The organism is Psychrobacillus sp. FSL H8-0484 (assembly GCF_038005325.1).
Taxonomy (GTDB): Bacteria; Bacillota; Bacilli; order Bacillales_A; family Planococcaceae; genus Psychrobacillus.
Window position 1 is genome coordinate 328,811 of the sequence record NZ_JBBOSZ010000001.1, and the last position, 25,992, is coordinate 354,802.

The window sequence follows — 25,992 nt, forward strand, 5'->3', positions numbered from 1 at the left end:
ATCTAAATATAATTGAGGAGTACATCATGAGAATATTATTCTATTTATTATCTATTGTCACCGCTAATGTGGTAACAGCAGCATTTGCACCATTACAGCTTGGAATGTTTATCGTTCCTATGGGAACTTTTCTGATCGGAGCGACCTTTATTTTCCGAGATCTTGTACAAAATAAATACGGAAGACCAAAGACATATTTATTTATTATTATAGCTTTAGCCTTATCCGCATTCGTTTCATTTATGCTTGGGGATACACTGTTGATAGTGGTGGCATCGGCTCTTTCATTTGTTGTCGCTGAAACAGCTGATACAGAGATCTATACTAGATTGAAACTACCAATGGCTTGGAGAGTGTTCTACAGCGGAATTGTTGGAGGATTGCTTGATTCTGCTATTTTCGTAGTAATTGGCTTGAGTCCACTTGGTGCCAATTTTCTACCTTGGGAAGCTGTACCATTCGCTATTTTGGGACAAATTATCGTGAAAACTATTATTCAAATGTTCGGCGCACTGATTTTGAGTCAAATTCATGTAATTCAGAAAAAACGTCTTGTATCAGAATAATTATATGAAGGAGGTTGTCTCAAAAGGTTTTCTTTGGAGACAACCTCCTCTTTTTGATGATTTGTCGCTTTGGGCTGTGCGTTTGTCGTGTTCGTAAGGTGTTTTGTTGCGTTCGATGTGTTGTTTGTCGTGTTCATGGAGCGTTTTGTCTCGTTCAGGATTATATTGGAAATTTAATTGTATAGGTGCTCGCATAATGCAAGAATAGTTCTAAGTTCTAGAGTATAATAATAAAAAATAGCCCACCAATCGTGCGTTTTCGATCGATTGGTGGGCTATTTATAAGGATTTCATTACTTTATTCTGTAGGCGGTGGTTTTTTAGGAGAATATATATTTTGACGAAAATCCGCGGAAAGCGAGCGGATTTTCGTCAACAACATGATCGTTTAACAGAGCCTATTCTAAAAAAGTTTACACTCCAAATCTCTGTCTATATCCGCACTTCCTACACATTTCTTCCACAGCTTCTCTTCGCGTAAACCCGTCATAAAGAGCGTTTGCTCGATCGCTTTCAATTATTTCTGAGAACGGGGTTTTATTGATATTACCTAAATTGATCACGCCTTCCCCGTCTAAACAGCAAGGCACAACCGTTCCATCGACAAGAATGGCCGCTTGGCTACGAAGGGCATGACAGAATCCTTTGCCATCATCCTCTGGCGCCTGTAAGCTTGGCCATTGGAATTCATGGTCTTGGTTTAGATAAACGTTTTGCGCGATTTTTAAGCCTTTACCTGGTTGTACTTTTTCTTCTATTTTGTAATCTAAGTTATATTCATTTTCTAAGATTTCTAACGTTTCGCGGTTTCTTCTCTGCGCTAATTCAGTTGTTGCTTCTTTTTGTAAATTCCATAATCGATACGAAATAATGGTATTATGTTCCCTGGAATCGCGAACAAATTCTAGAATATCTCCTAAGTACTTTTCGCGATTTTCAGATCCTTCATGACCATCGAAGCTATGTAGGGAGAAGTTGATTTGGCGTAATGCCGGTTTACCTAATAATTTTTCACGATTCTTTTTAATAAGCGTCCCATTCGTTGTGATATTTACTTTAAATCCTTTGGCATGAGCAGCATCCAACAGTTGATCGATTCTCGCGTGGAGAAGCGGTTCCCCTTTGACGTGAAGGTAAATATATTTTGTATGGTCTTTAATTTGATCTAGTATATTGTTAAAAGCATCTAGTTTAATAATATTTGCCTTTCGACTTGTTGGGGGACAGAAGCTACAAGCAAGGTTGCATACACTGGTAATTTCGATATACATTTTTTTAAATGTTTTCAAGGTTTATTCACCATTCCAGTTCTGATTTATTAATAACTATACTCATTTTAACAGAATTTAATTGTTCATCAAATACGGGTACTAGATTTTCCTTCTGAATGACTTCAGCGACACGGTATAAACTCGAGTTAAAAAAGACCTGTCTCCAAAAGAGGGCAGGTCTACTCATTAGATATTAAAATTCGATTTTGTCTGGGTCTGGGCCGATTCGCTCGTTTGTCGCAATTGCATCGATTGCGGCCATGTCTTCCGATGATAATTGGAAGTCGAATACGTTTAAGTTTTCTTGAATACGGCTTGGTGTCACAGATTTTGGTAATGCGACGTGTCCCGTTTGTAAATGCCAGCGAAGTACAATTTGGGATGGCGTTTTTTCGTATTTATTCGCCAATTCATGGAACAAGTCAATCTCCATGAATTTTCCTTGCATCAATGGGCTCCAGGCTTGTATGTGAATACCTTCGCCTTTTAAATAATCCGCAAAATCTTTTTGAGGCAACTGAGGGTGTAACTCGATTTGGTTGACCATTGGGGTCATTAAACCGGCTTCCTTCAACTGTTCCAAGTGATGCTGCTTGAAGTTAGACACGCCAATTGCCTTCGCTTTACCTTCTTCATATAACTCTACAAGTGAACGCCACGCTTCTACAATCCCATCGACTGGCCAGTGTATTAAGCATAGGTCTAGGTAATCAGTATTCAAACGGTCGAGCGATTCTTGAAATGCCTCTTTCGTACGACCAGCACGGATGTCGTCGTTCCAAATTTTAGACGTTAGGAATATGTCTGCACGTGCTACACCAGAAGCGGCGATACCCTTTGCGACACCTTCCTCGTTTTTATAAATAGCAGCCGTATCAATGTGGCGATAGCCTATGCGTAGTGCTTCTTCAACTGCACCTGGCGCTTCCGTATCATTATCAACTAGATACACACCAAAACCGATCTGGGGTATTTTTGTGCCATTACTTAGTGTAATAAAATCCATATGTATCTCTCCTCTGTGCATTTATCTTACCAATCTTCTCAAAGAGAACCCAAATACTCAAATTATTAAGTATTTAGAAAATCAAAATGATAGAAAAATCCTATCAATGGTGCGCTTTTTTCTATTAGATAATACGTTGTCATTGTATTAGTTTGGTGATATTCTTAAATATAATAAATCATACCTGTTAACTTGGTTAACGGGTTAATAAAGCTGTAAGTTGAAATGAACGTAGATTATGAAGTATATACTGCCAAAAAATCTATTCATATTACTATAACTAAAATGTATGTTTCTTCTTTTGTATAAGGAATTATTGGATGATTTTTTTCAATTGATGCATGTTAGAAATGAGGAGGGTTTTAATGATTACGGAAATCGTGGTAGAAGAACTAGTAGAAACAGATAAAGAAAGCGTTCGGAAATTATTAGTGGATAGTTATCAACAATATGAAAATGGTTTTGACGATCCGAAATTTTGGGAGCACTACTTAGAAGATATCATTGCTTCCGTTGATAATACAGATGTAGATAAAATATTAGTTGCGAGAGACGATAAGGAAATTTTAGGGACTGTACAGCTTTTTGAAACGGCAGAAAAAGCATATTCAGGGCAGACAGTTGAAATTTATGCACCCTTCATTCGATTATTGGGCGTTCATCCGAATGCAAGAGGACGTGGCGTTGCACAAAAACTATTAAATGCTTGTGTAGACTATGCGAAACAAAAAGAGGCGAAAAGTATCTATTTGTTTACGGGAGATCCAATGGTAAAAGCCATTCGATTATATGAATATTTTGGCTTTGTAAGAGATTTAGAAGAAGAAAATAAACTCGGTGGTATGGGAGCCAAATGCTATCGATTTGATTTGAACTAGTTTTCTTTGTTTAAAATAATTTAAAGGATAGTCGTTCGCTCCTTTTCGAATTAAGGGAAGATAGATTAAATTCGCTGTATTTACTGTATTATTTAACCTAAAAAAATACCCCATCTGAGTGTAGACCTCAGATGGGGTATTTCTGTTTGTAAGTCAATTCTTTTGAGGGGATTGACTATTGATGGGCCTAAATGGACTCGAACCATCGACCTCACGCTTATCAGGCGTGCGCTCTAACCAGCTGAGCTATAGGCCCATTATTGGAGCGGGTGAAGAGAATCGAACTCTCATCATCAGCTTGGAAGGCTGAGGTTTTACCACTAAACTACACCCGCATTAGAATTTTAAAAATGGCGGTCCCGACCGGGATCGAACCGGCGATCTCCTGCGTGACAGGCAGGCATGTTAACCGCTACACCACGGGACCATTTGGTTGCGGGGACAGGATTTGAACCTGTGACCTTCGGGTTATGAGCCCGACGAGCTACCGAACTGCTCCACCCCGCGATAATATTAAGCGTTGAATATTATTTCAACTACGCATTTAAGTGAGTTTTACGTCTTCCACGCTTCGCTTGCGTCGACGTTAATCGCTTTCTTCGTGAAGCGATTTGCTCCACCCCGCGACAATATTATAGATGTTACTAAATACTTTTGGTTAATTTATTACTACTATTAACAACTTTTAAAAAATGGAGGAGGAAGAGGGATTCGAACCCCCGCGCGGTATGACCCGCCTGTCGGTTTTCAAGACCGATCCCTTCAGCCAGACTTGGGTATTCCTCCGTAATATGTTTGTTAGACCTGGATGGCTAACTACAAAAATATTATTCAAGACCTGATATATTATAAAACACTTTCTATAAGAAAAGCAATGCTTTTTTATAAAAAATATAAAAAGAGAGAAATACAGACCTTTTACAACAAAAAATAACCCATCATTAAGTTGGAACTTAGATGGGTTAATACTTAGACTATTTTATTTGGTTAACTGCTACGTTGGAAAGTAAGCTTCTTTATTGGTCTATCATTTCGTCATATCCAGACATTGTATCCATATGGCTTGCAATCATGGCAATCATGGTACTTGCCTCTTCTTTTTTAAAGGAAAAAGTACTTTCGTCTTCGAAGAGTTCCCCGTCTTCTGTCCAGAGTCGGCTGACTCTTCGGATAACACCGTCTCCATTTGCATTATCTAATCCAAACTGATAAGTTACTTCAATATTATTATCGATTTGGAAAGCGGTGACTTCTGGTGTTTCCCATTCCACATCAATTTCTTCAAGAGTAATTTCATCATCTAGAACTACGTATTCCTCTTCATCATCTACATAATAGAATTCACTTTCATCATCCATAAATTCATGAAAGCTTTCATGAACAGCTTCAACGACATCGGTAATATCATCCAAAATAATTCTTGTAGGTTGTTGGAGAGTAATGTCAAAACTTTCTACGTAAAATTCTTCATTATAGGGGTCAAAGAGGAGAGTGCAAAAGTAATCTCTTCCGTCATTTTCCGTACCAACAAAAAATTCAATTCGTGGATGTTTGGAACCTCGATTAATATTCATATGACCGTTTTTGTCATATTCTTCACAAATTGATTCCAAATGTTCCTGAAGCTCACCAGTTACTCTGTTAAACCATTCCATAGACATATCATTACCGCCTCTTTTTCTTTTTTCTCTTTCCTTTTTTTATCATAACCAAATTTGTTACATTTCTTTCAAGGTATTTATCCTTGATTTCATTTTTTCAAAAAAGGAGTACAAGAAAACATTCTTATGGAAGAAGCAATTTATTTCACTGAATAGTTTTGTTTAGATTGGGGACGATAAATCTTGTGTGACAATTAAAAAGAAGGAGGAATAAAAAAATGACCAAAAATAATTCAAAGCCTGATGATCGATCAGATAATGTGGAAAAGCTTCAAGATATGGTGAAAAATACAATTGGAAATATGGAAGCGGCTGAAGAAACAATGATATATACGGATGGTAATGAACGAGAGGCAATCAGACAGAAAAATGAACGTCGGAAAGAAAGTCTCGAAGGTTTTCGTAAAGAAATTTTAGATGAGGCTGCAGCACGAAAAAGAGGTAGCTCTCCAAATTAGTAATACGTTCAGTTGAGTGGTACAAAACCTTAAATAACAACTTAAATATCAAAACAATTAACACAATATTAAAGTCCAAATTAGCATTGCTTTTAGCAGTGCTTTTTTTATATATCATGAGTTTGAGTCAGTTTTTACTAAGAACCAAGATGTAGATGTTGAAGAGGACTATTTGTATCCAGTGGGCTTCTTTAAAAGGAGTTACAAAGAAGAACTAACGAGGGCATTACTTGAAGAGCATGGAGCTGCTAAAAAGGCTCTTTTTTATGTTGAACTATTTGAAAAATTTCAGAGCATTCATTTTTTTGTAAAAGAGTAAGATTAATGGACACCGCCGTACTAACACATATCCATGTCCACTACAGGAATGTTAATGGCAAAGATCTATCTCTACATCCAATATTAAGTTTAAACTTCAATTATTATGTCCCTTAGAGCGTCATCTTTGGCCATTGTCTTTTGACTCTGTGGGACGACGCCTTAGGATATCATTCACTTCGGTAATAAATATAAAATAATTTCAAGTTAGAAGTAATGACTATTTAGGTCTAAAACTGTAATGCGGGAAGTAGAGATAGTTAGAGCAAATTTCATTATTACGCTTTAATTAATTTCCCATTACTATCCTTAAATTTCCCAACAGCAATTATAATAAAATCAATTAAGCTCCAAATTCCTAGTCCACCTAGTGTAAGCAACATTAAAATTCCTGTTCCTATTTTACCAGTATAAAATCTATGAACACCTAAAGAACCTAAAAAGAAACAAAGTAGTAAAGCTGCCACAAAATTCTTTTCTGAATTAGTGTTTTCTGACATAATATATTCCTCCTTTCACTTGCAATCGAATATTACAGTAACATAGGTTAGTACATATAAATATAAGAAATATTTAACAATTGATAGTGTGAGTAGGGTTAAAGGTCGTTGCAATTTTGCACGGCTCAAAAATTTTAGAAGTATTAAGATACTTAAGCACTTCGAACATAATGTGTAAAAGAAGAGAAGGTTAGTTGAAGAAGGAAATTAAATATGCGGACGGACGCCAAATCAATTGAAACGAAAGTTTCTTCAATAAGTGATGAGGAATACGGTAAGATTGGTGTCACTAAATTCAAATCAAAACAAGAGGATTTTAAATTACTTATCTTTACATTTAAAATGGAACACACAGATGCTGTGACAAATCGAGAAGTTTAAGGAGTGGAGAAAAACGGTGGATAGCATAGATGGAATTGAGCGTAGTTGGGATGGAAGTGTTTTATCCTCCAATCCCCTAAAAAATTATAACCATTCTTATTCAAATAATTTAAGCTATAAACTTTTACAATATTCCCTCTAATAGTTGCTTACAATGATTATTCATCGCCTCATTATTAAGGCCTGTGCCAATCAAAATAATAATATTTTTTTTAATTAAAGTGGGAGGTACAGGTGTGAATGTTACCTTCTTTGAAGCATATTGAAAACTGTAAAGTTGATTAGAGTTTTCGATTTCGACATATCCTTTTCCTCGCAGAACGTTGTTTGGTAGCTGATTAAGCCATTTTTCAAATGCTTTTTGTTGAAATGCCGGAAAATCCTCCAACTTAATCGCTTGTACAGCGGAGTGATGATGGTGATCAATATCCGAATGCTGTTTCCCAATAGAAATTGATTGAAAACGCTTTTCGAAAAGCATTCCAGCTTCAATTTGGCCATACGTACACTTGATTATTTCCGTTTCAACTCCAGCTATTTTAGTGATTTTATGAATCACTTTGTCAAGTTGTTCTGATCGGATAAGATCTGTCTTATTTAATAGTAAAAGGCTTCCACAAACCATTTGTTCTTTCATCAGTTTCCGAACTTCAGCAGAACTTGAGAAGACACTTTGATATTCTAAATAATGACTAGCATCAAGAACTGTAATAATAGACATTATTTCAAACTGATCTATATATGGCTTACTCAATAGTGATTCTTGTATTTCTAATGGGTTTGCCACTCCAGTTCCTTCAATGAATAAAACATCCAAAGGGTTGCTATCCATTTCTGCAATCAAGTTATCCATGGTTTCTTTTAAATCATCTTGAATAGTGCAGCAAATACAACCATTTAGTAGCTCAACTACTTTTTTATCTTCAAACAAATGTCCTTCTACGTTTTCTTGACCTAATTCATTTAGAATAATTCCTGGGTGTTGGCCTTTATTCTTGCAATGTTCCAGCATGTTCAATAGAACAGTAGTCTTGCCGCTTCCAAGAAATCCACTCAAAATGTATACCGGAATTTTTGTTTTGTTATCCATTAAACCTCTCCTATCTACTGCAATTAATTTTATAAAACATCGAAAGCATTGCTTATCCACTTTAAATCGTAATCACTACAGTTTAGGGGTTTTATTCTACTTCTTTTATTCTTTTTCGTCAATCAGAAAATAGTGCCGAAGAAGCTTGTTGAAAACAAAAAAGTATTTATATAAATATTAAAAAAAAGCATGATTAAAATAAATCATGCTATTCCTTCTTGTATTGAGTGCCTTTTCATTATACGTGTGGAGACTATTTATTTTTCACAACGAACTGAGAGACTGGAATCTTAATAACTTCTATAAACATATGGTTCTTCAGGCTCTTCAATTTTATTTATTTTCTCCACTTTTAGAATAGGGATTGTTTTTTTGAACGGTTGATAGTAGATGGTATCCATCGTCCCCTCCACTTCAATCCACTCATCATTCTGGAATGTAGTGTCCTTAGGAAGTTCTAGTAGCATCCCGAATACTCCAGAATCTGCAACACAATGAATCAATCCAAAGCGGAATAAAAAGACATTCCCTGTTTCCTTGTCAACGTAAGTAAAGCCTTTAAAACCTATTGTTTTACCCGAAAAATAGCCAGGATTTTTGTATATTGTTTCCATTCCATAGAGAAAATCTTGATCATTTAAAATCACTTTGTCCTTGTTAGAATACTTTCCTAGTGCTTCTTCCATTACCTCCTCATAGCCATCCTGCCCATAAAATATGCTTGTATCGGGTTCAAGGAATTGATGGAAGCCGTAAGGATCTTTATCGTTATAAACTTCAAAGTTAAATCCCTTCGCAGCTACAATATTTGAGTCTAAAGTCGCAACGGGAAGAAAAAAAGCTGTCAAAATGGGAAAGATGAAAATAGGGTAGCTGATCCATTCCTTCCATGACTTCCCCTCTTTAGAATGATCTATTCCACAATCGCATATATCGATCAATTCATCTTCATTTCCGTCTTTTTTCAAAGTGAAATACATTTGGATTAGCATAAAGAAAAACAGTACAAAAATAGCGAGAAAGGAAAAAGATGAATATTTCAAATTGATGTATTTAGAAATATCTCCCGATGCATGTAAATGCAAAAAGAGAAATGATAACCCTAGCAAAATCCAGCAACGAAACATTATGAATCCACTCCTTTTCTATAAGTTCGTAATTAACAGAGATCCAAGAAATACTAGAATTGCTGTATAAATGAATAAGAAAAAAACGAATTTTGTTTTGAACACACCTAGCATCATTAATGTGTTTTTTATATCAAACTTTGCACCAAAAACGAGAAACGCAATTATTGCTCCAGTTGAAAATGTACTTCTAAACGAAGCAGCAACAAATGCATCAGCAGATGAACAGAGTGACATAATAAACGCTAAGCCCATCATGACAAGTGAAGAAGAGTAATCCCCATGTCCAATGGATGTTAGGGTGGATGTTTTCATGTATGTTTGCACAGCTGCAGCAATTATGGCGCCGAATATCAAATACTTCCCAACAGAGAAAAACTCATCCACCATATGTTTTAAACTTCCGAGCACTTTTCCTTTCACCGTTATATTTTTAGGGGAAACTTGATGTATGAACGTATGCTTCAACTGTGATTCCTTAAATTGATAGGAAAGAATTATTCCTACTATAAAGGCCACAACAAATGAAAGACCACCTCGATATAGCACCATTTTCCAACTGTTCCCAAAAGCCACATATGTGGAGAATAAAACAACTGGATTAATAATTGGTCCCGTAAGCATGAACGCAATAGCTGCATGGAGTGGGACTCCCTTTGCCATTAATCGCCGAGCGATAGGAATAATCCCACATTCACATGCAGGGAAAATCGCACCGAGCGCACTAGCGGATAAAACAGAAAGGAATCTATTTTTAGGAATAACTTTAGCAAGCATTTCATCTGTCACAAATACTTGAATCAAAGCCGAAACAATTACCGCTAATAAGATAAAAGGTAAAGATTCAATTAATATACTAATGAAAATGGTATTAAACTGTAAAAATAATTGACTATTCATTTTCTAGACTCCTACTGAAAAACTTGAATATAGATAGATTAATATAACTTAATTTTTATTACAAACAGCTATCATTGTAAGAAATTACAATGCATTCCATGTCCAAATTTTTGTTTAATTTATACATTAGAATGGAGAAGTAAAAAGAATGTATGAAATCGCAATAATACTAAAAAAAACAATTACTACAAACTAGGATGAATAGATACTTCCATTCTTTTACGCATCTTCAATAAATATTTTTCTTAGAGGGGAGACGCGTTTCAGAGAATATTTAATTAGAAAGAAAAAAATCAACAAGTATCTCCTCTTTCATTCCGGCAATTCTATCACACATGTATCTTAAAGCAGCGATATCAGAAATAAACAATAAAGAAATGTTTTTGACAATAGCAATTGTATTACTCCTAAAATTTTATTATATAGAGGAATTATTGCCATTTTAATAGAACAGTAAAACTATAAATATTTTCTAACGGGGCAGGCAAGTTGAATAAGAAATTGAATAAATGAGTCGTTTTAATTTATTATTTTGAGGAGAGGAAGAAAATGATGATTGAAAAAAAGACTTCATTAACGGAATCAAACAAAGAAATTCAATATACCCATATTGAAAAAGGGTCAAAAGCTATTTGTTTTATGTTCTCTGGTGCAGGATATACATACGATAAGCCTTTATTCTATTATTCAACGATGGTTATACTTAAAAATAAAATTGATGTTGTTCATGTTCATTATTCGTACGGTGAAAATGAACGCAATTTGCCAATAAATGAATTTACCAAATTGATGGTGGAAGATGTCGATTCAGTAGTAAGAGATGTTTTAGAAAAGGGAGATTATAGTGAAACAATATTCTTGGGGAAATCAATTGGAACTATCCCAATAATCGCTAAGTATGGAAAGGATAATAACTATTCAAATTCAAAGGTAATATTATTAACACCGTTATTAAAAATAGATATGTTTTATGAGGGAATATTGGAAAGTATCAATGAAACATTTTTGGTTATTGGGAAGAATGATGCTCACTATGTGCAAAATAAAATAACTAAACTTAAAGAGAAACCAAACTTAATGATTAAAAAAATCAATAATGCTAATCATTCTTTAGATGTTGAGCCATTCAATACTTCTGCATCTATAAAAAGTTTGAGTGAAACAATGGATATTTTAAATAATTTTTCAATTTATTAAAAAGGTTATTTAGTAGCTATTTCAAATGCGTTGTTCCAAGAAGAATGAACGCATTTTTTGTTGAATGTATTGAACTAAAGGCACAGTTTAGTGGATGAAGAGGAATGAAATTCCCTTCTTTCATGTCGCATTTGACATAAACTGTGCAGTGATGAGTTTTCACTTTAAAAATAGCCCCTTCTTAATTAGCTATTAAGAAGAGGCTATGGCTTATTAAACTTATTCGTATTTATTCGATGAGACGATCTAAAATTAATCTATTAAGGTTTAATTTCCCTTTGATAAAAGTCGTATAATTGGTTAATAGAAGAACTGGACAAGATATGACTTGCTCGTTCAATTTCCTCACGTTCCCAATCGAACCAACGCATTTCCTTCAACTTTTCGATTTCTGTGGCTGTAAATCGTTTCTTTATCTCTTTAGCAGGGTTGCCGCCTACTATCGTATATGGTGGGACATCTTTTGCAACAACCGATCCAGCCGCAACAATGGCACCTTCACCTATTGTCACACCGGGCATAATCATTGCATTCATGCCAATCCAGGCATCATTTTCGATGATTGTATCCCCTTTTGGTTCGTAAGAAGTTTCAATTTGCTCCACAAACGGATAGACGGTAATCCATTCAGAATGATGATTGTGATTTCCACCCATTAAAATAATTACACCACTTGCAATGCATACGTAATTTCCTATTATCAACTTATCTAAATGCCAACCATGGTCTTCTATGGGGTTAAATAACTTTCTTGATTTTTCATCTCCCCATAAGTATCTAACGCACCCGTCTTCAAAATCATGATTATCGTAATAACCAGAGTAGTAGGAGTATTCCCCTACTTCAATCATTGGGTTGGTGACAATATCTTTTAAATACTTAATTTCAGACCAGTGGTTAAATCGATGTTGTTTCATTTTTTTCCCTCGCTTCTAAGTAGTATAAATCATTTTTTTACTTAGAAGCTTAATGCCGTAGCAACATTCTTAAACCGTTTCAAACGACGAACCATCGTCCTCATCCTTTTCCTTTTTGATGAGGAGATTGTAACAAATGAATCATCTGTTCGTCAAACTTTACTGAACAGTCCGATCATAATGTGCAATAGAAGAGAAGTTACTTTTCAACTCCCATGAAAATTAAAAACCCTAATAATCTATAAAAGAAAGGCAAGGCTAGTGCAACCAATCAAAAAGGATTAATATCCCATAAGTGCTACCCATATAGGGCGCGACAGTCTGTGATGCACCGAGATCGTTGGAGTCAGACTAACGGGGCAGGTTAGTTGAAGAAGAAATCTATTAAAATTGAATGGTGGTTTGTACAAATGAATATATTTATTGAAAAATTAGATGTTACAGACGCAGAAGATTTGTTTAATTTTGAACTTGAAAACAGAACTTTTTTCGAGGAAATGGTTCCGACGCGTGGAGATGAATACTATAACCCTGAGACTTTTAAAAAAAGACATGAAACTTTACTTGAAGAACAAGTTAAAGGAGGTTCATATTTCTATTTAATTAAAGATAAAGATAGTTCAATTCTAGGAAGAATAAATTTAGTGGATATTGATGAATCTCAAAAAATCGGTTATCTCGGTTATAGGGTGGGGCAAGCACATACTGGTAAAGGAATTGCTAATAAAGCATTGAAAATATTAGTAGAAACAGTAACTAACGAAGACGTAAAACAGATCAAAGCCAAAACAACAACTAATAACATAGCATCCCAAAGAATTTTAGAGAAAAATGGATTTGAGAGAATAGGTACTAGTAGCGAAGAATTCGAAATGAATGGTCAGAGGTTAAGTTTCGTTTATTATGCATTGAATATTTCGTCTTCTTGAACTACCATGGAAGAACGTAATTTTCTTCCATATTCTGTGGTGAAGCAGGGCTTCATGGATGACTAACGGTGGCTTTACTTGAAGAGTATTGAGCTACATAAGTTGCTCTTTTTTCTTATTAAACTAAAGGGGTGGGTTAGTGAAAAAGGTATTTAATACTATTTGTGGAATTATTATTAATAAATATAAGGGTAAAGGGGTTAATAATGATGATAAAAGATAATATTCAAGTCTCCCTAAGAACAGGAGATTTAGATGATGCAGAAGCCGTGTTAGAAATTCAAAGGGAAGTTGTTTCAGAAAACGAATTTATGATTTCTGTTTTAGAAGAATTTGAAGAGACAACGGAGCAACAAAGAAGTTGGATACAGAAAATTTTAGAAAATAAAAGAGAAACAATAATTGTGGCAGAAATTAAAGGGAAAGTTATTGGTTTGATTGTATTTCGGTCAAAAAATACCAAAAGGATTGCTCATACTGGTTATTTTACGACTATGGTAAAGAAAGATTATCGAGATATGGGTATTGGAAAACTCCTTATTAAAGAACTTTTAAACTGGACAGAACAGAACTCTTTAATTGAGAAAGTAAGTTTAGGGGTTTTATCAACAAATCAGAGGGCAATTGCCTTATACAAAAGTGTAGGATTTGTAGAGGAAGGACGTAAAATAAAAGAAGTTAAGTTTAGCGAGGACTTATATGTAGATGACATTCTTATGTATAAATTGGTTTAACCTTTTTAAACCAACGAGTGCGTTAGTTCAAGATCTATGAGCTGCTTAGACGGCTCTTTTTTCTTATTGTGCTACCGGGGAAGGTTAGTTGAACAAGATTACTCTTAATTTGAAACTTATACCATAATTTTCCTTCAAGTATTATTGAACAAGAATGAAGAAGTCAAAATACAAAGGAGGATTTGATATGGTTGGTTTGCTTAATCTTGGCAGTCTAGTACTTGGACTAATCGCTTGGATACTTCCTGTTGTTATAATCATGCAATTTAAAAAACATGGCCATAGGAATTGGGTCGCTCTTTCTGTTTTGAGCATTAGTGCTTGTGCTATTTCGCTATGTTTCCAGATTTTCTATAATCATCATCTGGTAAAAATTAAGGATTGGTCTGCTCTTGCGGACACAACAGAGGCTGTGGTGTTTATCGGAGCAGTACTTCTCATTGTTACCAACATTTTAAATACAATTACTCTGATTGTATATCGTGACAGAACAGCAAAGTAGGAGGTCTACTTATAGTAACGGGGGCTTTAGGTTGAAGAAGGAATTATAAACTTAAATATAGAAATAAAGTAAAGATAAATGGAATTATTTATCAACTTATAAATGAATGATCGGATGTGAAAATGTATGCAAAAAAGAATTCTGCTTGTTGAAGATGACATGGAAATTAGTCAATTAATTATGAATTCGCTCGAACAAGAGAATTTTAAAGTATTTCCTGTATTTGATGGAGAAGAGGCATTAGCTCTTTTTGATGAAAAAAAACCTGATTTACTTTTACTGGATTTAATGCTACCCAAAATGAGTGGTATGGAAGTATTAAAACGAATAAGAGAAAAAAGCATGCTTCCTGTTTTAATTATTTCAGCAAAAGGAAGTGACCTAGAAAAAGCGTTGGGTCTAGGTTTTGGTGCTGATGATTATATAAGTAAGCCATTTTCCATGATTGAACTAACAGCAAGAGTCCATGCTGCTATTCGTAGGGCTACACAATACCTTCCTCCCGAAAAAAACTCTAATCCTAATTTTCTTCATTATAAAGACTTCACCCTTGACTTACATTCATTTACTGTACAGGTTAGAGGCAAGACAGTACAGCTTACATCAAAAGAATTTAATATTTTAAAATTGTTTATGACTAATCAAAGCAGAGTGTTCACAAAGGAACAAATTTATCATTTCATTTGGGAAGATGATTATTATGGAAATGAAAATGTAATAAACGTGCACATAAGAAGGCTGCGTGAAAAAATTGAAGAGAATCCTTCCAATCCACAGTATATTAGAACCATTTGGGGAATTGGATATAAATTAGGTGAGTGAATCATGATACTAGTACTATATTTATTGATTTTTATTTTAACTATTATAAATGTATTACAATATCGTTCACGAAGGAAGATCAAACAAACCTTACATGAGATGAGTGAAAGTTTGGCCGAAATTATGGAAAATGAGACGTCTGAAAAAGTATTAATACAAACAGATCAACACGCCATCCAGCTTTTACTCATTCAGATTAATCGTCTTTTGGATTATAACCAAAAGGTCTTTGCGGATTATGCAAAAACAAAAGATAGTTTAAGGAAAATGATATCAAATATGTCCCATGATTTGAGGACACCACTGACAGTTATTTTAGGGTATGTGGAAAAATTGAAAATGGATGAACAGATAACTGAAGAAGAAAAAGGTACTATTAGATTACGTCTACATGAAAAAGTATTAAACTTAATCTCCCTACTTAACCAATTTTTTGACCTAGTGAAAATCGAATCAGAAGATTATTTGATCCCATTAAGTAAGATATGTCTCAATGAAATATGTAGGAAGAATGTGTTGGAATTTTATAATTTGCTGCATTCAAAAGGCCTCCAAGTAGAGATTGATATTCCAGATCAACATTTATACATTTTGGGGAATGAGGATGCCTTAAATCGGATATTTGACAATCTAATCTCGAATTCCATTCGTTATGGCTGCGATGGAGGAGTTTTTGGTCTAACACTTAGAGAAAGTGAAGGAACGATTAGTGTAGAGATTTGGGATAAGGGAAAGGGGATTGCGGAGATCCATCAAGATCGAGTGTTTGAACGATTATATACATTAGATGATGCTAGAAATCCACAATTTCTAGGAAGAGGTCTAGGTCTTAGCATTTCTAAACGCTTAATAGAATCCATGAAAGGATCCATTCATTTAAATAGTAAACCCTTTGAAAAGACGACCTTTACTTGTATTTTTAAACAGATTACATATTAAAGCTTCTTGAGAGAGATGTTCTTGTGGAATGGAACAGCTCTTTTTTTAAACTTAAGAAACATGTAAGGAATGAGAAAGAAAAAAGATATGAACTCTGCTTATGATAGAAGTAGAAAGAAATAAGGGGGCAGATTGATGGAATATATTGTTCGTACAAATGGATTAACAAAAAAAGTAAAAGATAAAGTGCTCGTATCTAATGTAAATCTTCATATAAAAAAGGGTGAAATATATGGCTTCCTTGGCCAAAATGGAGCTGGAAAAACAACAATTATGAAGATGCTCACAGGATTAATTAGTCCTACTGCAGGCGAGATTGCTTTATTTAATCAGAAACTGACAGAGACTTCAAAATCGAGTCTGAAACGGGTTGGAAGCATTATTGAATATCCAATCTTCTTCGAGCATTTAACTGCTATGGAGAATCTTCATCTTCACTGTAAATATTTGGGGTATTATGATCAAAAGGCCATTAAACAGGCTTTGGATATGGTTCATTTAACAGGGGTTGAAGGTAAGATTGTAAAGGAATTTTCTCTTGGCATGAAGCAACGACTTGGGATAGTACGTGCAATTATAACGAAGCCAGAACTGATTATTTTAGATGAACCTACAAATGGCCTTGATCCAATTGGAATAAAAGATATGAGAGACTTGATTCGGATGTTAAATAGTGAATATGGCATTACTTTTCTTCTATCCAGTCATATTTTAGGGGAAATCGAACAGGTTGCTGACAGAATTGGTGTCATAAAGGATGGAAAACTCGTTAATGAAGTGACGTTAGCTGATATCAGTAAACAACGAACGGAGTATATTGAAATTGTAACAAAGGATGTTCAAAAATCAGTATTTGTACTGGATTCTGAACTTCAAATTTCTAATGTAAAAATTATAAAAGACAATCGAATTCGGATATATGATCTTACTTTGCCACAAAGTGAAATATCAAAAACATTGTTTCTACATGATATTGAGATTGAGGAGATTCAAAAACATATTAGTACATTAGAAGACTATTTTTATCAACAAATTCATGGAGGTGGCAAAGTTGGGTAAATTAATGATGCTGGAATGGAAAAAATTAAAACAAAAAACGGTTATTGGTGAACTGGTTATTTATTGGGGGATTCTAATGTTTTTGCCAATATTTTTTATTAAAATGATCAGTACAGATTTCGGTGAAAGCTATTCCACGATCATACAACTTATGTTATCTATCCAGATGGGATTTGTTCTTTTTGGGGCCTCACTTATTAATCAGGTTGTAATAGATGAATATAAAAATAAAACGATCTCACTTTCATTCGGATATCCAATAAGCCGAAAAAAATTAGTAACTGCGAAAGTTCTTTTTATCTCACTGTTTGTTTTCGGTTGTACGATTGTCTCCTTTTTCCTTACCGGAATAACAACCTATTTACTAGATCAGATCTTTCATATTATTGATGGGCAGCCAACTATTGCGGATCTAACAACGTATTTTAGTAAGATGATTGGTCATTCTTTCATGATTACATTAATTAGTTTAATCCCACTTTACTTCTTTGGAGTATGGAAAAGAGCAACAATCCCGGCAGTCCTTTGTGCACTATTTCTAATGCAATTTCAAAATTTCTACTACCTTTTGAATATTGACCTTAATCTTGATATGGTGAATGTAGGGCTTTGTCTCCTTGGAGCAGCTAGTGTCTATCTTTCAATTAAACTGGTTGATAAAGTAGGGGATCTGTAGGTAGGGATAGCTATTAATCTTTGGTAGCATTCTAATAACATTAAGAGAAGTTTGTGAACCTTATTGAACTAACAAGGCAGGTTAGTTTACTAAAAGAAGGATAGTTAAAGAAAGGATTTTTTATTTATGATAAAGAATGAAGCGAATTTGAAGATAATAAAGGTTATAGAGTGCGAAATTGATAATGAACTGACTGAAAATATTCAAGAGTTATTGACTGAGAGTTTTCAGAATATGTACCCAAATAATAGGATTTATTTTAAACAAGTGCCTCATTTTAGATTCTTAGCTTTTAACGAGGAGAAACACCTTCTTGCACAGGTTGGGTTAGATTATCGAGTTATGAATCTTAGTGGAAAACTTATAAAAGTGCTTGGGATAATTGACTTATGTGTTTCACGAGAATCTCATGCTAAAGGAATAGCTTCACTTTTACTAGAAGAAATTGATAAATACTGTGAAAAGAAGGATATTGATTTTTTACTTTTATTTGCCGACAATAAGACATTGTATTTAAAGAACGGCTACAAATCTGTTAAGAACAAATGTAAATGGTTGAAAATCGATGACAGAAATCAAACTATACTGGGCATAGGCTATGAAGAAAGTAGTGAATTGATGATTAAGAAAATTGGTATGAATGAATGGACTGAAGGGGACTTAGATTTTCTAGGTTATCTCTATTAAATAAGAGGGAATTTCCAACAACATTTAAAGTTTAAATCTAGATAGAAAATTTGCATCGTTTCACCCCTTTGATTTGATTATCTAAAGGGGGATTTTTTTATGTCCAAGCCTTTTTTAAGAGCTCCACACCAAGCTGGATTTCATCAACAGAAAGATTACTAAATCCAAGTTTAATAATTGGTTCATCGGTATTGTTTTTAATGAAGTAGAGTGAGGTAGGATACACTTTCACTCGATAAAAGGAAGCACGCTCGATTAGCCATTCTTCTGAATGCCTCATATGTACTTTTACCAAAATATATAAACCAGACTGTTCGCCAATAATGGATATATGTTGATCGAATTGCTCAATTAGAGCTGATACTAAGTGCTGCATTTTTCGTTTATAAACAAGACGCATGCGTTTAATATGACGAATCCATTCGCCATCTTCCATAAATTTAGCCATTGCAAGTTGGCCAAAGAGTGAAGTGGTGCTTTCAAAATGAAGAAATTGGTTTATATAACGATTTAATAGTGTCTGTGGCAACACCATATAGCTTAAACGGATCCCTGGAAGGAAGGCCTTTGAGAAATTCCCTAGATAAATGACTCTTGCTGAATCAATGGAAGCGAGAGCTGGAAATGGTTTTTGCGTATAGCGAAATTCACTATCGTAATCGTCTTCGATAATATATCCATTCTTCTTGTTAGCCCAATTAATAAGCGTTTGCCGTTGTTGAATGGACATACTTACCCCGATTGGACTTTGATGGGAAGGTGTTACATAGATGACCTGTGATTTCATTTGTTCTAATTGTGAAAAATCAGCACCTGTTTCATCAACTGGTAAAGTTTCAAGTGCAAAGCGATGGAATTGAAATGCTTCCCTGGATCCATCATACCCAGGATCTTCTACGATAACGCTTTGGAAATCATCCTTCAGTATATGCCCAAGTTGGATAAGCATTTGTTGGGTACTGCTACCGATAATTATGGCATTTGGATCTGTTTTCACCCCACGAGATTGGAGTAAGTATGTAGCAATTTGTTCACGTAGGCACATCTCACCGAAGGGGTCCCCATATAGAAAGCTTTCCTGTAACGTTAATACTTGATTGGTAATTCTCCTCCAAGTTTTTAAAGGGAAGTGTGCTTGATCTACGGCTCCTGCTCGAAAGTCAATGAGGACAGGTGCCATCGCCTCTTTTTGCTTTTTATTAGGATAGATTAACGGTTCTTGAAATGAAACCGGCTCTATTTCATTTACAAAATAACCTCTTCTCCCCTCTCCGCGAATATAGCCTTCCGCTACAAGCAGATCATAAGCCGTTAATGTTGTATTACGACTTATATGAAGAGATTCTGCAAGCTGACGAATGGAGGGTAACTGTTCATCAGTTGGTATGTCGCCTCGCTCAATAAGTAATTTAAGCTGCTCGTAGATTTGTTTGTATTTTGGGGAGTCATCCTTAAAAGGAAAAATGATGTTTTTCATGAAGACCTCCTTTGACATGTTTAATTATTTATAATTGTACCTTTTTGAATGTCAGTCTGTATAATACTATTAACTCAGATCGTACACAATATTACAAATCAGGGAGGAGCACAATCATGTATATTCCTAAATATTATAAAGTGACAGATGCAGATGAAATTAGAGAATTTGTTCAAAATAACTCATTTGGAACGATAGTTACAACCAAACAAGGCAAACCAATTGCGACTCATTTACCTTTGAGTTTTAGTAAAAAAGAGGATGATTACTATATAACCGGGCATATGGCTTATGGGAACCCTCAATGGCGAACATTCGAAACCTGTGAGGATGTTCTCGTTATGTACCAGGGACCACATGCTTACATTTCGTCTTCTTGGTACGAGCATGAAAATGTTCCAACATGGAATTATCAGGCTGTGCATGTATATGGGAGAGCTAGTATTTTGACTGAAGAAGAGTTGCAACAAGAACTTACAATGATGCTACAAAAATATGAAAAACATCGTGAGAATCCTGTTTTGTGGGAAAAACTTTCCCCACAAGTTTTAGAAAAAGAAATGAAAGGCATCGTTGGATTTAAAATTAAAGTGAAAGAAATTCAAGCCGTCTATAAATTAAGTCAGAATCGTAATGAGAAGGATTATCTTAACATCGTTGATAAACTCCATGAGGAAGAAGATATAAACTCTCAACAGATGGGAAAAGTGATGGAAAAGAGATTAAAAAGCTAAGGATAATCGTGCTTAATAACATAAGAGTTCATTTTAGGGTACCAGGTTATCGTACAATTTAAAAATGAGGACCTAGTTCTGTTAAAGCAATGTGTTTAATTTCGATTTTGTGCCAGAGAACTAAACGGGTCAGCAAATCAGTGACACGTTCTTTTTGATGGGGCTGTCTAATAAGCCCATAAATTGAAGCAGGTGTAGAAAAACGAGTCTTTTTCTACACCTGTTTTTTGTATACTTTTCATTAAACTACTATTTTTTGTAGGAAATTGATTGTAGTGGAAGACGGCGACTCCAGCGGGAATAGCAAATGTTTTCTGCACTGAAAGCGACGAGGAGACTGAAGCCATGCCCGCGGAAAGCGTCCGTCTGGAACGGAAATCAATACATTGGAAAAGGGACCATCTCTCTAATTTGCATTAAACTCTTCTTTATTACCTAATATATCCATTTATCCGCGATTTAGATTCTGCAATTATTTCTTCTTGCAAATTTTCAATGCTCTTTTTACGTCGTTCATTTTTCTCTTGTATTGCAGCAAGTTCTTCCCCTTCTGCGAATTCCATTGCTGCTTCTGCTGCTTCCATATTCCGGATGGTTTTCTTTAGTCTTTCTTTATTATCCGCCGAATCATTTGGTCCTGGTGCGTGAATAGACATTATTTTTCCTCCTTCAAATGATTAAAATCTTTCATGAAATATTGTTCCCAAGATCATTAAAACTATTGAAGGATTATATTTCTAACTGCACCTTTCCAATGAATAAAAATGGTGTGCATTTACCATAGTAAGGTCGTATTGATTTCTAGAATCTAAGGAGGACTTTGCAGTGGTAGACCACACACAAATGAGTTGGAAAGAAGATAATGTCATTTCTCAATTGCACAATTCTGTGGATAATGTCACGATGGCTGTAGGGCAAGCTCTAACGAATCCCACAGAGCAGTCTATTCAAAATGCACACAATATGATCGAACGTGCAGAGCGCTCGGTCATCATGGCTCTCGAGAGTAGAGGGGAATTGGAGCCTATTAGTTCACTTCAGGAGCAGTTGAATCAAAGCAAAGAGAAACTAAACACAGTGCATTAGTTTAGATATATAATTCCTATGAACGGTTTTAAAAGTAGGCTCTGTTCAATTAAGCACTTGTTTCTTAGAAGCATATATTTTGTACAATATCCGCGAAACTCCCGCGGAAAGCGAGTGGATTTTTGTCGTTTAAGTGCACCTAAAAATGAGCTTAATTCTTAATTGAATTGGGCTCATTTTTATTATTGTATCCTAAACTAGTATGAGTTATTAAAACATACTAAATAACCCGTCTTTAGAGCTATTAGTAATAATTTCATTACATAATCATAGCTCCTTCTTTTTTGGGCAACCTAAAATAGAAAAAGATGCATGAGGTGATTTTCATGATAATTGAAAGGTCAACTGAGTGGAAAGAAGGTCTCGTGAATAGATTAGAAAATATCGAACCATGGGATAATTGGACGCTTTATAAGATGTGTTATGAAATAGTGAATGATAACCTGATTACCGAATTTTCTGGTCTTCAGTCTCCTAAATACTTACCAAACCTTACTCCTCTTAGTCATCAATTGGAAGTGGCTGAAACGGTCATCGAAAGGATGAATGGAAAAGCAATTCTTGCAGACGAGGTGGGTCTTGGTAAAACCATTGAAGCAGGGTTGATATTGAAAGAATACCTCATTCGAGGGCTTGTAAAAAAAGCGTTAATTTTGGCTCCGGCTTCTCTTATCAATCAGTGGGTCGAAGAATTGAACTACAAATTTTATATTCCTGCTATTCCTTATAAAAAAAACTACCAATTAGACCATTACGATGTAGTAGTAATGAGTATGGATACGGCAAAAAAAAGCCCACATAAAGAACTCATATATGCGCAAGATTATGACATGATCATCATTGATGAGGCACACAAACTAAAAAACCATAAAACCAAAATTTATGAGTTTGTTCAAAGTTTAAAGAAAAAGTTTTGTCTGTTGTTAACTGCTACTCCGGTTCAAAATGATGTGTTTGAGCTATTTTATCTTATCTCTTTATTAAAACCAGGGCACTTAGGTAATTACGAGACTTTTCAATCCTCGTTTTCTGCCAGTAAACACAATTTAGAACACGATGAATATTTAAGGGAATTGGTTAATCAGGTGATGGTCAGAAATAGAAGACAGGATACTGGAATTGAGTGGACAAATCGTCGTGTTCAAATAATCCCAATCCAATTTTCGGAAGCGGAAAAAGAAGTGTACGATTTGATTTTAGATCTTAAGAATATTTCGCCTGTTTTTTCGGGGGCCTTCTCTATGATTACACTACAAAAGGAAATGTGCAGCAGTAAAGAAGCAACTGCCTTGACTTTAGAGAAGATGCGTGAAAAATGTGAGAATCCAGATGAGATGGATCACGTTAATGAAATTATACAGAAATTGATGGGGCTAGAAATAAATTCAAAAGCAGAAATGGCTTATGAAATTATTTCTCAAGCAAATGATAAGGTTATTATCTTTACAGAATATCGAGCCAGTCAAACCTATTTGCAGAGGTATTTAAATTCTAAAGGAATTACCAGCGTTCTCTTTAACGGAAAATTTAACAAAAATAAACGAGATTGGATGAAGCGTTTATTTAAAGAACAGGCCCAGGTGTTAATTGCAACAGAATCGGGAGGGGAAGGAATTAACCTCCAATTTTGTCACCATGTCATCAACTATGATTTACCATGGAATCCAATGAAATTGGAACAACGAATTGGACGTGTTCACCGGTTAGGGCAAGAACATGATGTTCATATTTACAATTTAGCTATCGATAACACCATTGAAAAGGATATTTTGGACTTGCTTTACGTAAAAATCGATGTTTTCGAAAAAGTAGTGGGTGATTTAGACGATATCTTATCAACTTATAAGAAAACTATCTGATCAGAAGCAATAGGGGCTTTCAGAGGAGGATGTACATGTTCCCGAACCAAGTTCATGGTTATTTACTAAAATTTTTTAATGAAAACAATTGTCCTATTTTGACTAACACGGACCACTACATTACCGTCCAACTAACAGTTGATATGGATAAAAAAATTATGAACCGTCCATTTTATTGGAGATATTTAGAAAGCACAGATGGTGTTCCAGATCCAGCGCAGTTAACTTTCATCACTGATCAAAATAAACTAGATGGAGCCATTAAAGGGGAAGTAATCCATTTTGGTTCTCCTCGACTTAATCAACTGTTTCAAGCAACGAAAGAACTTGGCGCATTTGTGCAAATGTTTGAAAGGGTATCAGATAAGTTTGAATCAAGACCCATTTTAACTCCTTGGCTAGGTGTGAATTATAAAATATCGTACTACAGCGATCAAACGAAAGAAATGCTCTATTCTCTAGGGATTAACTTAATGACAGGTCATTTAACAGATGATTTTCAGGAATTGTTAAGCAGAGTGGATTTGGTATCCATCAGGTCAGAATATGTATTTCATTTACCATATATAATAAAGCCCATTCGTGCCCTAGAGCGATTAGATACTGCAATTGAAAACATCGTACAACAAGATGATCATACATGGGCAGAAGAAGCAAAAAGAAGATGGCAAAAGGACCTGGAAGTATTAGAATACTTTTATGAAGGCGTAGAAAACAAGCCAGAATGCTACGAGATGGAGAAAAAAGCATTGGAAGAACAATATGCGGCAAGAATTAAAATTGAAGTTATAAATGGTGGATTATTTTATATGAAATGAATTTGATGTTTGCACCTGTGATTTAGCACAAAATTTTTCATGTGGAGTTAATACAACGCTAGTGGGAGTAGTATCAATATCACTTGTTTAGAACTCGTAACGAAGGGTTATAATGTGTAACCAATACAATACAACTTAGATTTTATTGTAATAAAAGTAACTACTGCCTATTTGCCATTAAAACAGTTTAAAGGAGGAAACTATGCCAAACATCGGTGTACCAGGTTTAATAATTATTCTTATCATTGCTTTAATCGTCTTCGGCCCATCTAAACTACCTCAATTAGGAAAAGCAGTTGGACAAACATTAGCAGAATTTAAAAACTCAACAAAAGAAATTATGGACGAAGTGGCGGAAGAATTTAAACTAGATGACAAAAATGCAGAAACTAAAAAGAAAAAATAATATGAGAAGCCAACTATTGTATATGATAGTTGGCTTTTATTTTGTTCATGAATTGGTATTGGAATTTGGTTTATAGCATGCACGTTTTAAGTGAATGATCTTCAAATATTATAAAGAAACTTCAATCTCTCTAAAATATATAAGTTGAATGACTAAAATTGATTAAATATGTATATCCTTTTTTTAGAACTTGACGGTATGAAAATGGATACATGAATATCATTATTTTTTAGGAGACGATGTATATGACGGAAAAACAGAAAAACTATACACGAAGAGACTTTTTAAAAACGACAGGGATTGCTACCGGTGCTTTAATTGGTGGGGGAGTAATTGGCGGATTAGTTGGGTTTAATGCAAATAAGACAGATCAAGGTTTGTCAAATGTTGCGACTCCAGAAAAGCATACGATGCAAGTGAGTCAAGGGTTTCAGTTCTTCCAAAATAAGAAAGATTTTGACATCCTTTCAAATGCTACAGAACGGATTTTTCCGAAAGATGATTTAGGACCAGGCGCAATTGATTTAGGGGTTGGTTATTTTATTGATCACCAATTAGCAGGGCAATATGGAAGTAATACGAAAGAATATATGCAAGGTCCGTTTGCCGTAGGTGCTCCGACGCAAGGATATCAAAGTCGCTTGAGCCGAGCGGAACTCTTTAAGCAAGGAATAGCGAAATTGGAAGAAGAAGCTAATAGTAGATTTAAAAAAGGATTCCTTGAACTGGAAGGAAAGCAAATGGATGAGATATTAACTGCTTTTCAAAATGATGAAGTAGCGATGGTAGGAACTACCTCTTCATTTTTCTTTCGTTTGCTACGAACTTCGACATTAGAAGGTGCATTTTCTGACCCTATGTATGGTGGAAATAGAAATATGGATGGATGGAGAATGAAGGGATTCCCTGGCCATCAAATGGCTTATGCTAATGTAATTGAAAGTGATAAATTCCAAAAAATTAAGCCAATGTCGCTTGGACAAATGTAAGAAGA

At 34.9% G+C, this 25,992-nt stretch carries 29 protein-coding genes and 5 tRNA genes; 19 read left to right on the forward strand and 15 right to left on the reverse strand.

Annotation, left to right across the window (positions count from 1 at the left end; translation table 11 throughout):
- Window positions 1–26 precede the first annotated feature (26 nt).
- Window positions 27–566 (forward strand): VUT family protein, encoded by a 540-nt coding sequence (locus tag MHH81_RS01660; protein WP_340917198.1) that lies wholly within the window; start codon window positions 27–29, stop codon window positions 564–566.
- Window positions 567–979: 413 nt separating this feature from the next.
- Here MHH81_RS01660 and MHH81_RS01665 read toward each other — a convergent pair whose 3' ends face one another.
- Both MHH81_RS01665 and MHH81_RS01670 read right to left on the reverse strand, forming a co-directional pair.
- A complete protein-coding gene (locus MHH81_RS01665) occupies window positions 980–1,855 on the reverse strand; it encodes a radical SAM/SPASM domain-containing protein (RefSeq protein WP_340917201.1) in 876 nt (291 codons plus the stop codon).
- A gap of 175 nt (window positions 1,856–2,030) precedes the next feature.
- Window positions 2,031–2,843: an aldo/keto reductase gene (locus MHH81_RS01670; RefSeq protein WP_340917203.1), complete on the reverse strand. Its 813-nt coding sequence runs from the start codon at window positions 2,841–2,843 to the stop codon at window positions 2,031–2,033.
- 365 nt (window positions 2,844–3,208) lie between these two features.
- Here MHH81_RS01670 and MHH81_RS01675 point away from each other — a divergent pair, with 365 nt between their 5' ends.
- Entirely contained in the window at window positions 3,209–3,721 is a 513-nt protein-coding gene (locus MHH81_RS01675; RefSeq protein WP_340917205.1) for a GNAT family N-acetyltransferase, read from the forward strand.
- Between the two features lie 182 nt (window positions 3,722–3,903).
- Here MHH81_RS01675 and MHH81_RS01680 read toward each other — a convergent pair.
- From MHH81_RS01680 to MHH81_RS01705, 6 genes are all read right to left on the reverse strand, one after another.
- Window positions 3,904–3,977: transfer RNA gene (locus tag MHH81_RS01680), tRNA-Ile, on the reverse strand.
- 5 nt (window positions 3,978–3,982) lie between these two features.
- Window positions 3,983–4,056 (reverse strand) — tRNA-Gly (locus tag MHH81_RS01685).
- 16 nt (window positions 4,057–4,072) lie between these two features.
- Window positions 4,073–4,148, reverse strand: a tRNA-Asp gene (locus MHH81_RS01690).
- A gap of 3 nt (window positions 4,149–4,151) precedes the next feature.
- Window positions 4,152–4,228: transfer RNA gene (locus MHH81_RS01695), tRNA-Met, on the reverse strand.
- 186 nt (window positions 4,229–4,414) lie between these two features.
- Window positions 4,415–4,507: transfer RNA gene (locus MHH81_RS01700), tRNA-Ser, on the reverse strand.
- 230 nt (window positions 4,508–4,737) lie between these two features.
- Window positions 4,738–5,382, reverse strand: coding sequence for a hypothetical protein (locus tag MHH81_RS01705; protein WP_340917207.1), 645 nt, complete (start codon window positions 5,380–5,382; stop codon window positions 4,738–4,740).
- Between the two features lie 218 nt (window positions 5,383–5,600).
- Between MHH81_RS01705 and tlp the strand changes: the two genes are divergently transcribed.
- Window positions 5,601–5,840, forward strand: coding sequence for a small acid-soluble spore protein Tlp (tlp, locus tag MHH81_RS01710; protein WP_340917209.1), 240 nt, complete (start codon window positions 5,601–5,603; stop codon window positions 5,838–5,840).
- A 596-nt stretch (window positions 5,841–6,436) separates the two neighbouring features.
- On the opposite strand, the gene MHH81_RS01715 is transcribed toward tlp, so the two are convergent.
- Entirely contained in the window at window positions 6,437–6,658 is a 222-nt protein-coding gene (locus MHH81_RS01715) for a TM2 domain-containing protein (RefSeq protein WP_340917211.1), read from the reverse strand.
- A 213-nt stretch (window positions 6,659–6,871) separates the two neighbouring features.
- Between MHH81_RS01715 and MHH81_RS01720 the strand changes: the two genes are divergently transcribed.
- Entirely contained in the window at window positions 6,872–7,039 is a 168-nt protein-coding gene (locus tag MHH81_RS01720) for a hypothetical protein (RefSeq protein WP_340917213.1), read from the forward strand.
- Window positions 7,040–7,163: 124 nt separating this feature from the next.
- On the opposite strand, the gene MHH81_RS01725 is transcribed toward MHH81_RS01720, so the two are convergent.
- The 3 genes from MHH81_RS01725 to MHH81_RS01735 all read right to left on the reverse strand — a co-directional run bounded on the left by MHH81_RS01725 (window position 7,164) and on the right by MHH81_RS01735 (window position 10,156).
- Window positions 7,164–8,129 carry a CobW family GTP-binding protein gene (locus MHH81_RS01725; RefSeq protein WP_340917215.1) on the reverse strand — a complete coding sequence of 322 codons (966 nt, stop codon included), beginning with the start codon at window positions 8,127–8,129 and terminating at the stop codon, window positions 7,164–7,166.
- Window positions 8,130–8,419: 290 nt separating this feature from the next.
- Entirely contained in the window at window positions 8,420–9,256 is an 837-nt protein-coding gene (locus MHH81_RS01730; RefSeq protein ID WP_340917217.1) for a TIGR03943 family putative permease subunit, read from the reverse strand.
- Between the two features lie 18 nt (window positions 9,257–9,274).
- Window positions 9,275–10,156: a permease gene (locus MHH81_RS01735; protein ID WP_340917218.1), complete on the reverse strand. Its 882-nt coding sequence runs from the start codon at window positions 10,154–10,156 to the stop codon at window positions 9,275–9,277.
- A gap of 552 nt (window positions 10,157–10,708) precedes the next feature.
- On the opposite strand from MHH81_RS01735, the gene MHH81_RS01740 reads away from it, so the two are divergent.
- The gene (locus MHH81_RS01740) at window positions 10,709–11,353 is read left to right on the forward strand and encodes an alpha/beta hydrolase (protein WP_340925089.1); all 645 of its coding nucleotides are present in this window, start codon (window positions 10,709–10,711) and stop codon (window positions 11,351–11,353) included.
- A gap of 260 nt (window positions 11,354–11,613) precedes the next feature.
- On the opposite strand, the gene MHH81_RS01745 is transcribed toward MHH81_RS01740, so the two are convergent.
- Window positions 11,614–12,270, reverse strand: coding sequence for a CatB-related O-acetyltransferase (locus tag MHH81_RS01745; protein WP_340917220.1), 657 nt, complete (start codon window positions 12,268–12,270; stop codon window positions 11,614–11,616).
- Window positions 12,271–12,680: 410 nt separating this feature from the next.
- Here MHH81_RS01745 and MHH81_RS01750 point away from each other — a divergent pair, with 410 nt between their 5' ends.
- From MHH81_RS01750 to MHH81_RS01785, 8 genes are all read left to right on the forward strand, one after another.
- The gene (locus MHH81_RS01750) at window positions 12,681–13,199 is read left to right on the forward strand and encodes a GNAT family N-acetyltransferase (RefSeq protein ID WP_340925091.1); all 519 of its coding nucleotides are present in this window, start codon (window positions 12,681–12,683) and stop codon (window positions 13,197–13,199) included.
- A 203-nt stretch (window positions 13,200–13,402) separates the two neighbouring features.
- The gene (locus MHH81_RS01755; protein WP_445678122.1) at window positions 13,403–13,933 is read left to right on the forward strand and encodes a GNAT family N-acetyltransferase; all 531 of its coding nucleotides are present in this window, start codon (window positions 13,403–13,405) and stop codon (window positions 13,931–13,933) included.
- 187 nt (window positions 13,934–14,120) lie between these two features.
- A complete protein-coding gene (locus MHH81_RS01760) occupies window positions 14,121–14,435 on the forward strand; it encodes a hypothetical protein (protein WP_340917222.1) in 315 nt (104 codons plus the stop codon).
- 126 nt (window positions 14,436–14,561) lie between these two features.
- Complete coding sequence (locus MHH81_RS01765) at window positions 14,562–15,257, forward strand: response regulator transcription factor (RefSeq protein ID WP_340917224.1); 696 nt, start codon at window positions 14,562–14,564, stop codon at window positions 15,255–15,257.
- A 3-nt stretch (window positions 15,258–15,260) separates the two neighbouring features.
- Window positions 15,261–16,196: a sensor histidine kinase gene (locus MHH81_RS01770; RefSeq protein ID WP_340917225.1), complete on the forward strand. Its 936-nt coding sequence runs from the start codon at window positions 15,261–15,263 to the stop codon at window positions 16,194–16,196.
- A gap of 135 nt (window positions 16,197–16,331) precedes the next feature.
- Window positions 16,332–17,255, forward strand: a complete 924-nt coding sequence (locus MHH81_RS01775) for an ABC transporter ATP-binding protein (protein WP_340917227.1) — start codon at window positions 16,332–16,334, stop codon at window positions 17,253–17,255.
- Window positions 17,239–17,931, forward strand: a complete 693-nt coding sequence (locus tag MHH81_RS01780) for an ABC transporter permease (protein ID WP_340917229.1) — start codon at window positions 17,239–17,241, stop codon at window positions 17,929–17,931. Before MHH81_RS01775 ends, MHH81_RS01780 begins: the two co-directional genes overlap by 17 nt.
- Before the next feature lie 126 nt (window positions 17,932–18,057).
- The gene (locus MHH81_RS01785; protein ID WP_340917231.1) at window positions 18,058–18,618 is read left to right on the forward strand and encodes a GNAT family N-acetyltransferase; all 561 of its coding nucleotides are present in this window, start codon (window positions 18,058–18,060) and stop codon (window positions 18,616–18,618) included.
- A 97-nt stretch (window positions 18,619–18,715) separates the two neighbouring features.
- Here the strand turns inward: MHH81_RS01785 and pdxR are convergent, their stop codons facing one another.
- The gene (pdxR, locus tag MHH81_RS01790) at window positions 18,716–20,095 is read right to left on the reverse strand and encodes a MocR-like pyridoxine biosynthesis transcription factor PdxR (RefSeq protein ID WP_340917233.1); all 1,380 of its coding nucleotides are present in this window, start codon (window positions 20,093–20,095) and stop codon (window positions 18,716–18,718) included.
- Between the two features lie 116 nt (window positions 20,096–20,211).
- Between pdxR and MHH81_RS01795 the strand changes: the two genes are divergently transcribed.
- Window positions 20,212–20,829 (forward strand): FMN-binding negative transcriptional regulator, encoded by a 618-nt coding sequence (locus MHH81_RS01795; protein ID WP_340917235.1) that lies wholly within the window; start codon window positions 20,212–20,214, stop codon window positions 20,827–20,829.
- Window positions 20,830–21,260: 431 nt separating this feature from the next.
- Here the strand turns inward: MHH81_RS01795 and MHH81_RS01800 are convergent, their stop codons facing one another.
- Window positions 21,261–21,485: a small, acid-soluble spore protein tlp gene (locus tag MHH81_RS01800; RefSeq protein WP_340917238.1), complete on the reverse strand. Its 225-nt coding sequence runs from the start codon at window positions 21,483–21,485 to the stop codon at window positions 21,261–21,263.
- A gap of 169 nt (window positions 21,486–21,654) precedes the next feature.
- Here MHH81_RS01800 and MHH81_RS01805 point away from each other — a divergent pair, with 169 nt between their 5' ends.
- From MHH81_RS01805 to MHH81_RS01825, 5 genes are all read left to right on the forward strand, one after another.
- Window positions 21,655–21,915, forward strand: coding sequence for a hypothetical protein (locus MHH81_RS01805; RefSeq protein WP_340917240.1), 261 nt, complete (start codon window positions 21,655–21,657; stop codon window positions 21,913–21,915).
- A 326-nt stretch (window positions 21,916–22,241) separates the two neighbouring features.
- Window positions 22,242–23,774, forward strand: coding sequence for a DEAD/DEAH box helicase (locus MHH81_RS01810; RefSeq protein WP_340917243.1), 1,533 nt, complete (start codon window positions 22,242–22,244; stop codon window positions 23,772–23,774).
- A 35-nt stretch (window positions 23,775–23,809) separates the two neighbouring features.
- Entirely contained in the window at window positions 23,810–24,592 is a 783-nt protein-coding gene (locus MHH81_RS01815) for a YqhG family protein (RefSeq protein WP_340917244.1), read from the forward strand.
- Window positions 24,593–24,794: 202 nt separating this feature from the next.
- On the forward strand, window positions 24,795–24,998 hold the full coding sequence (gene tatA / locus MHH81_RS01820; protein WP_340917246.1) for a twin-arginine translocase TatA/TatE family subunit: 204 nt from the start codon (window positions 24,795–24,797) through the stop codon (window positions 24,996–24,998).
- A 245-nt stretch (window positions 24,999–25,243) separates the two neighbouring features.
- The gene (locus MHH81_RS01825; protein WP_340917248.1) at window positions 25,244–25,987 is read left to right on the forward strand and encodes a gluconate 2-dehydrogenase subunit 3 family protein; all 744 of its coding nucleotides are present in this window, start codon (window positions 25,244–25,246) and stop codon (window positions 25,985–25,987) included.
- Window positions 25,988–25,992: the final 5 nt, after the last annotated feature.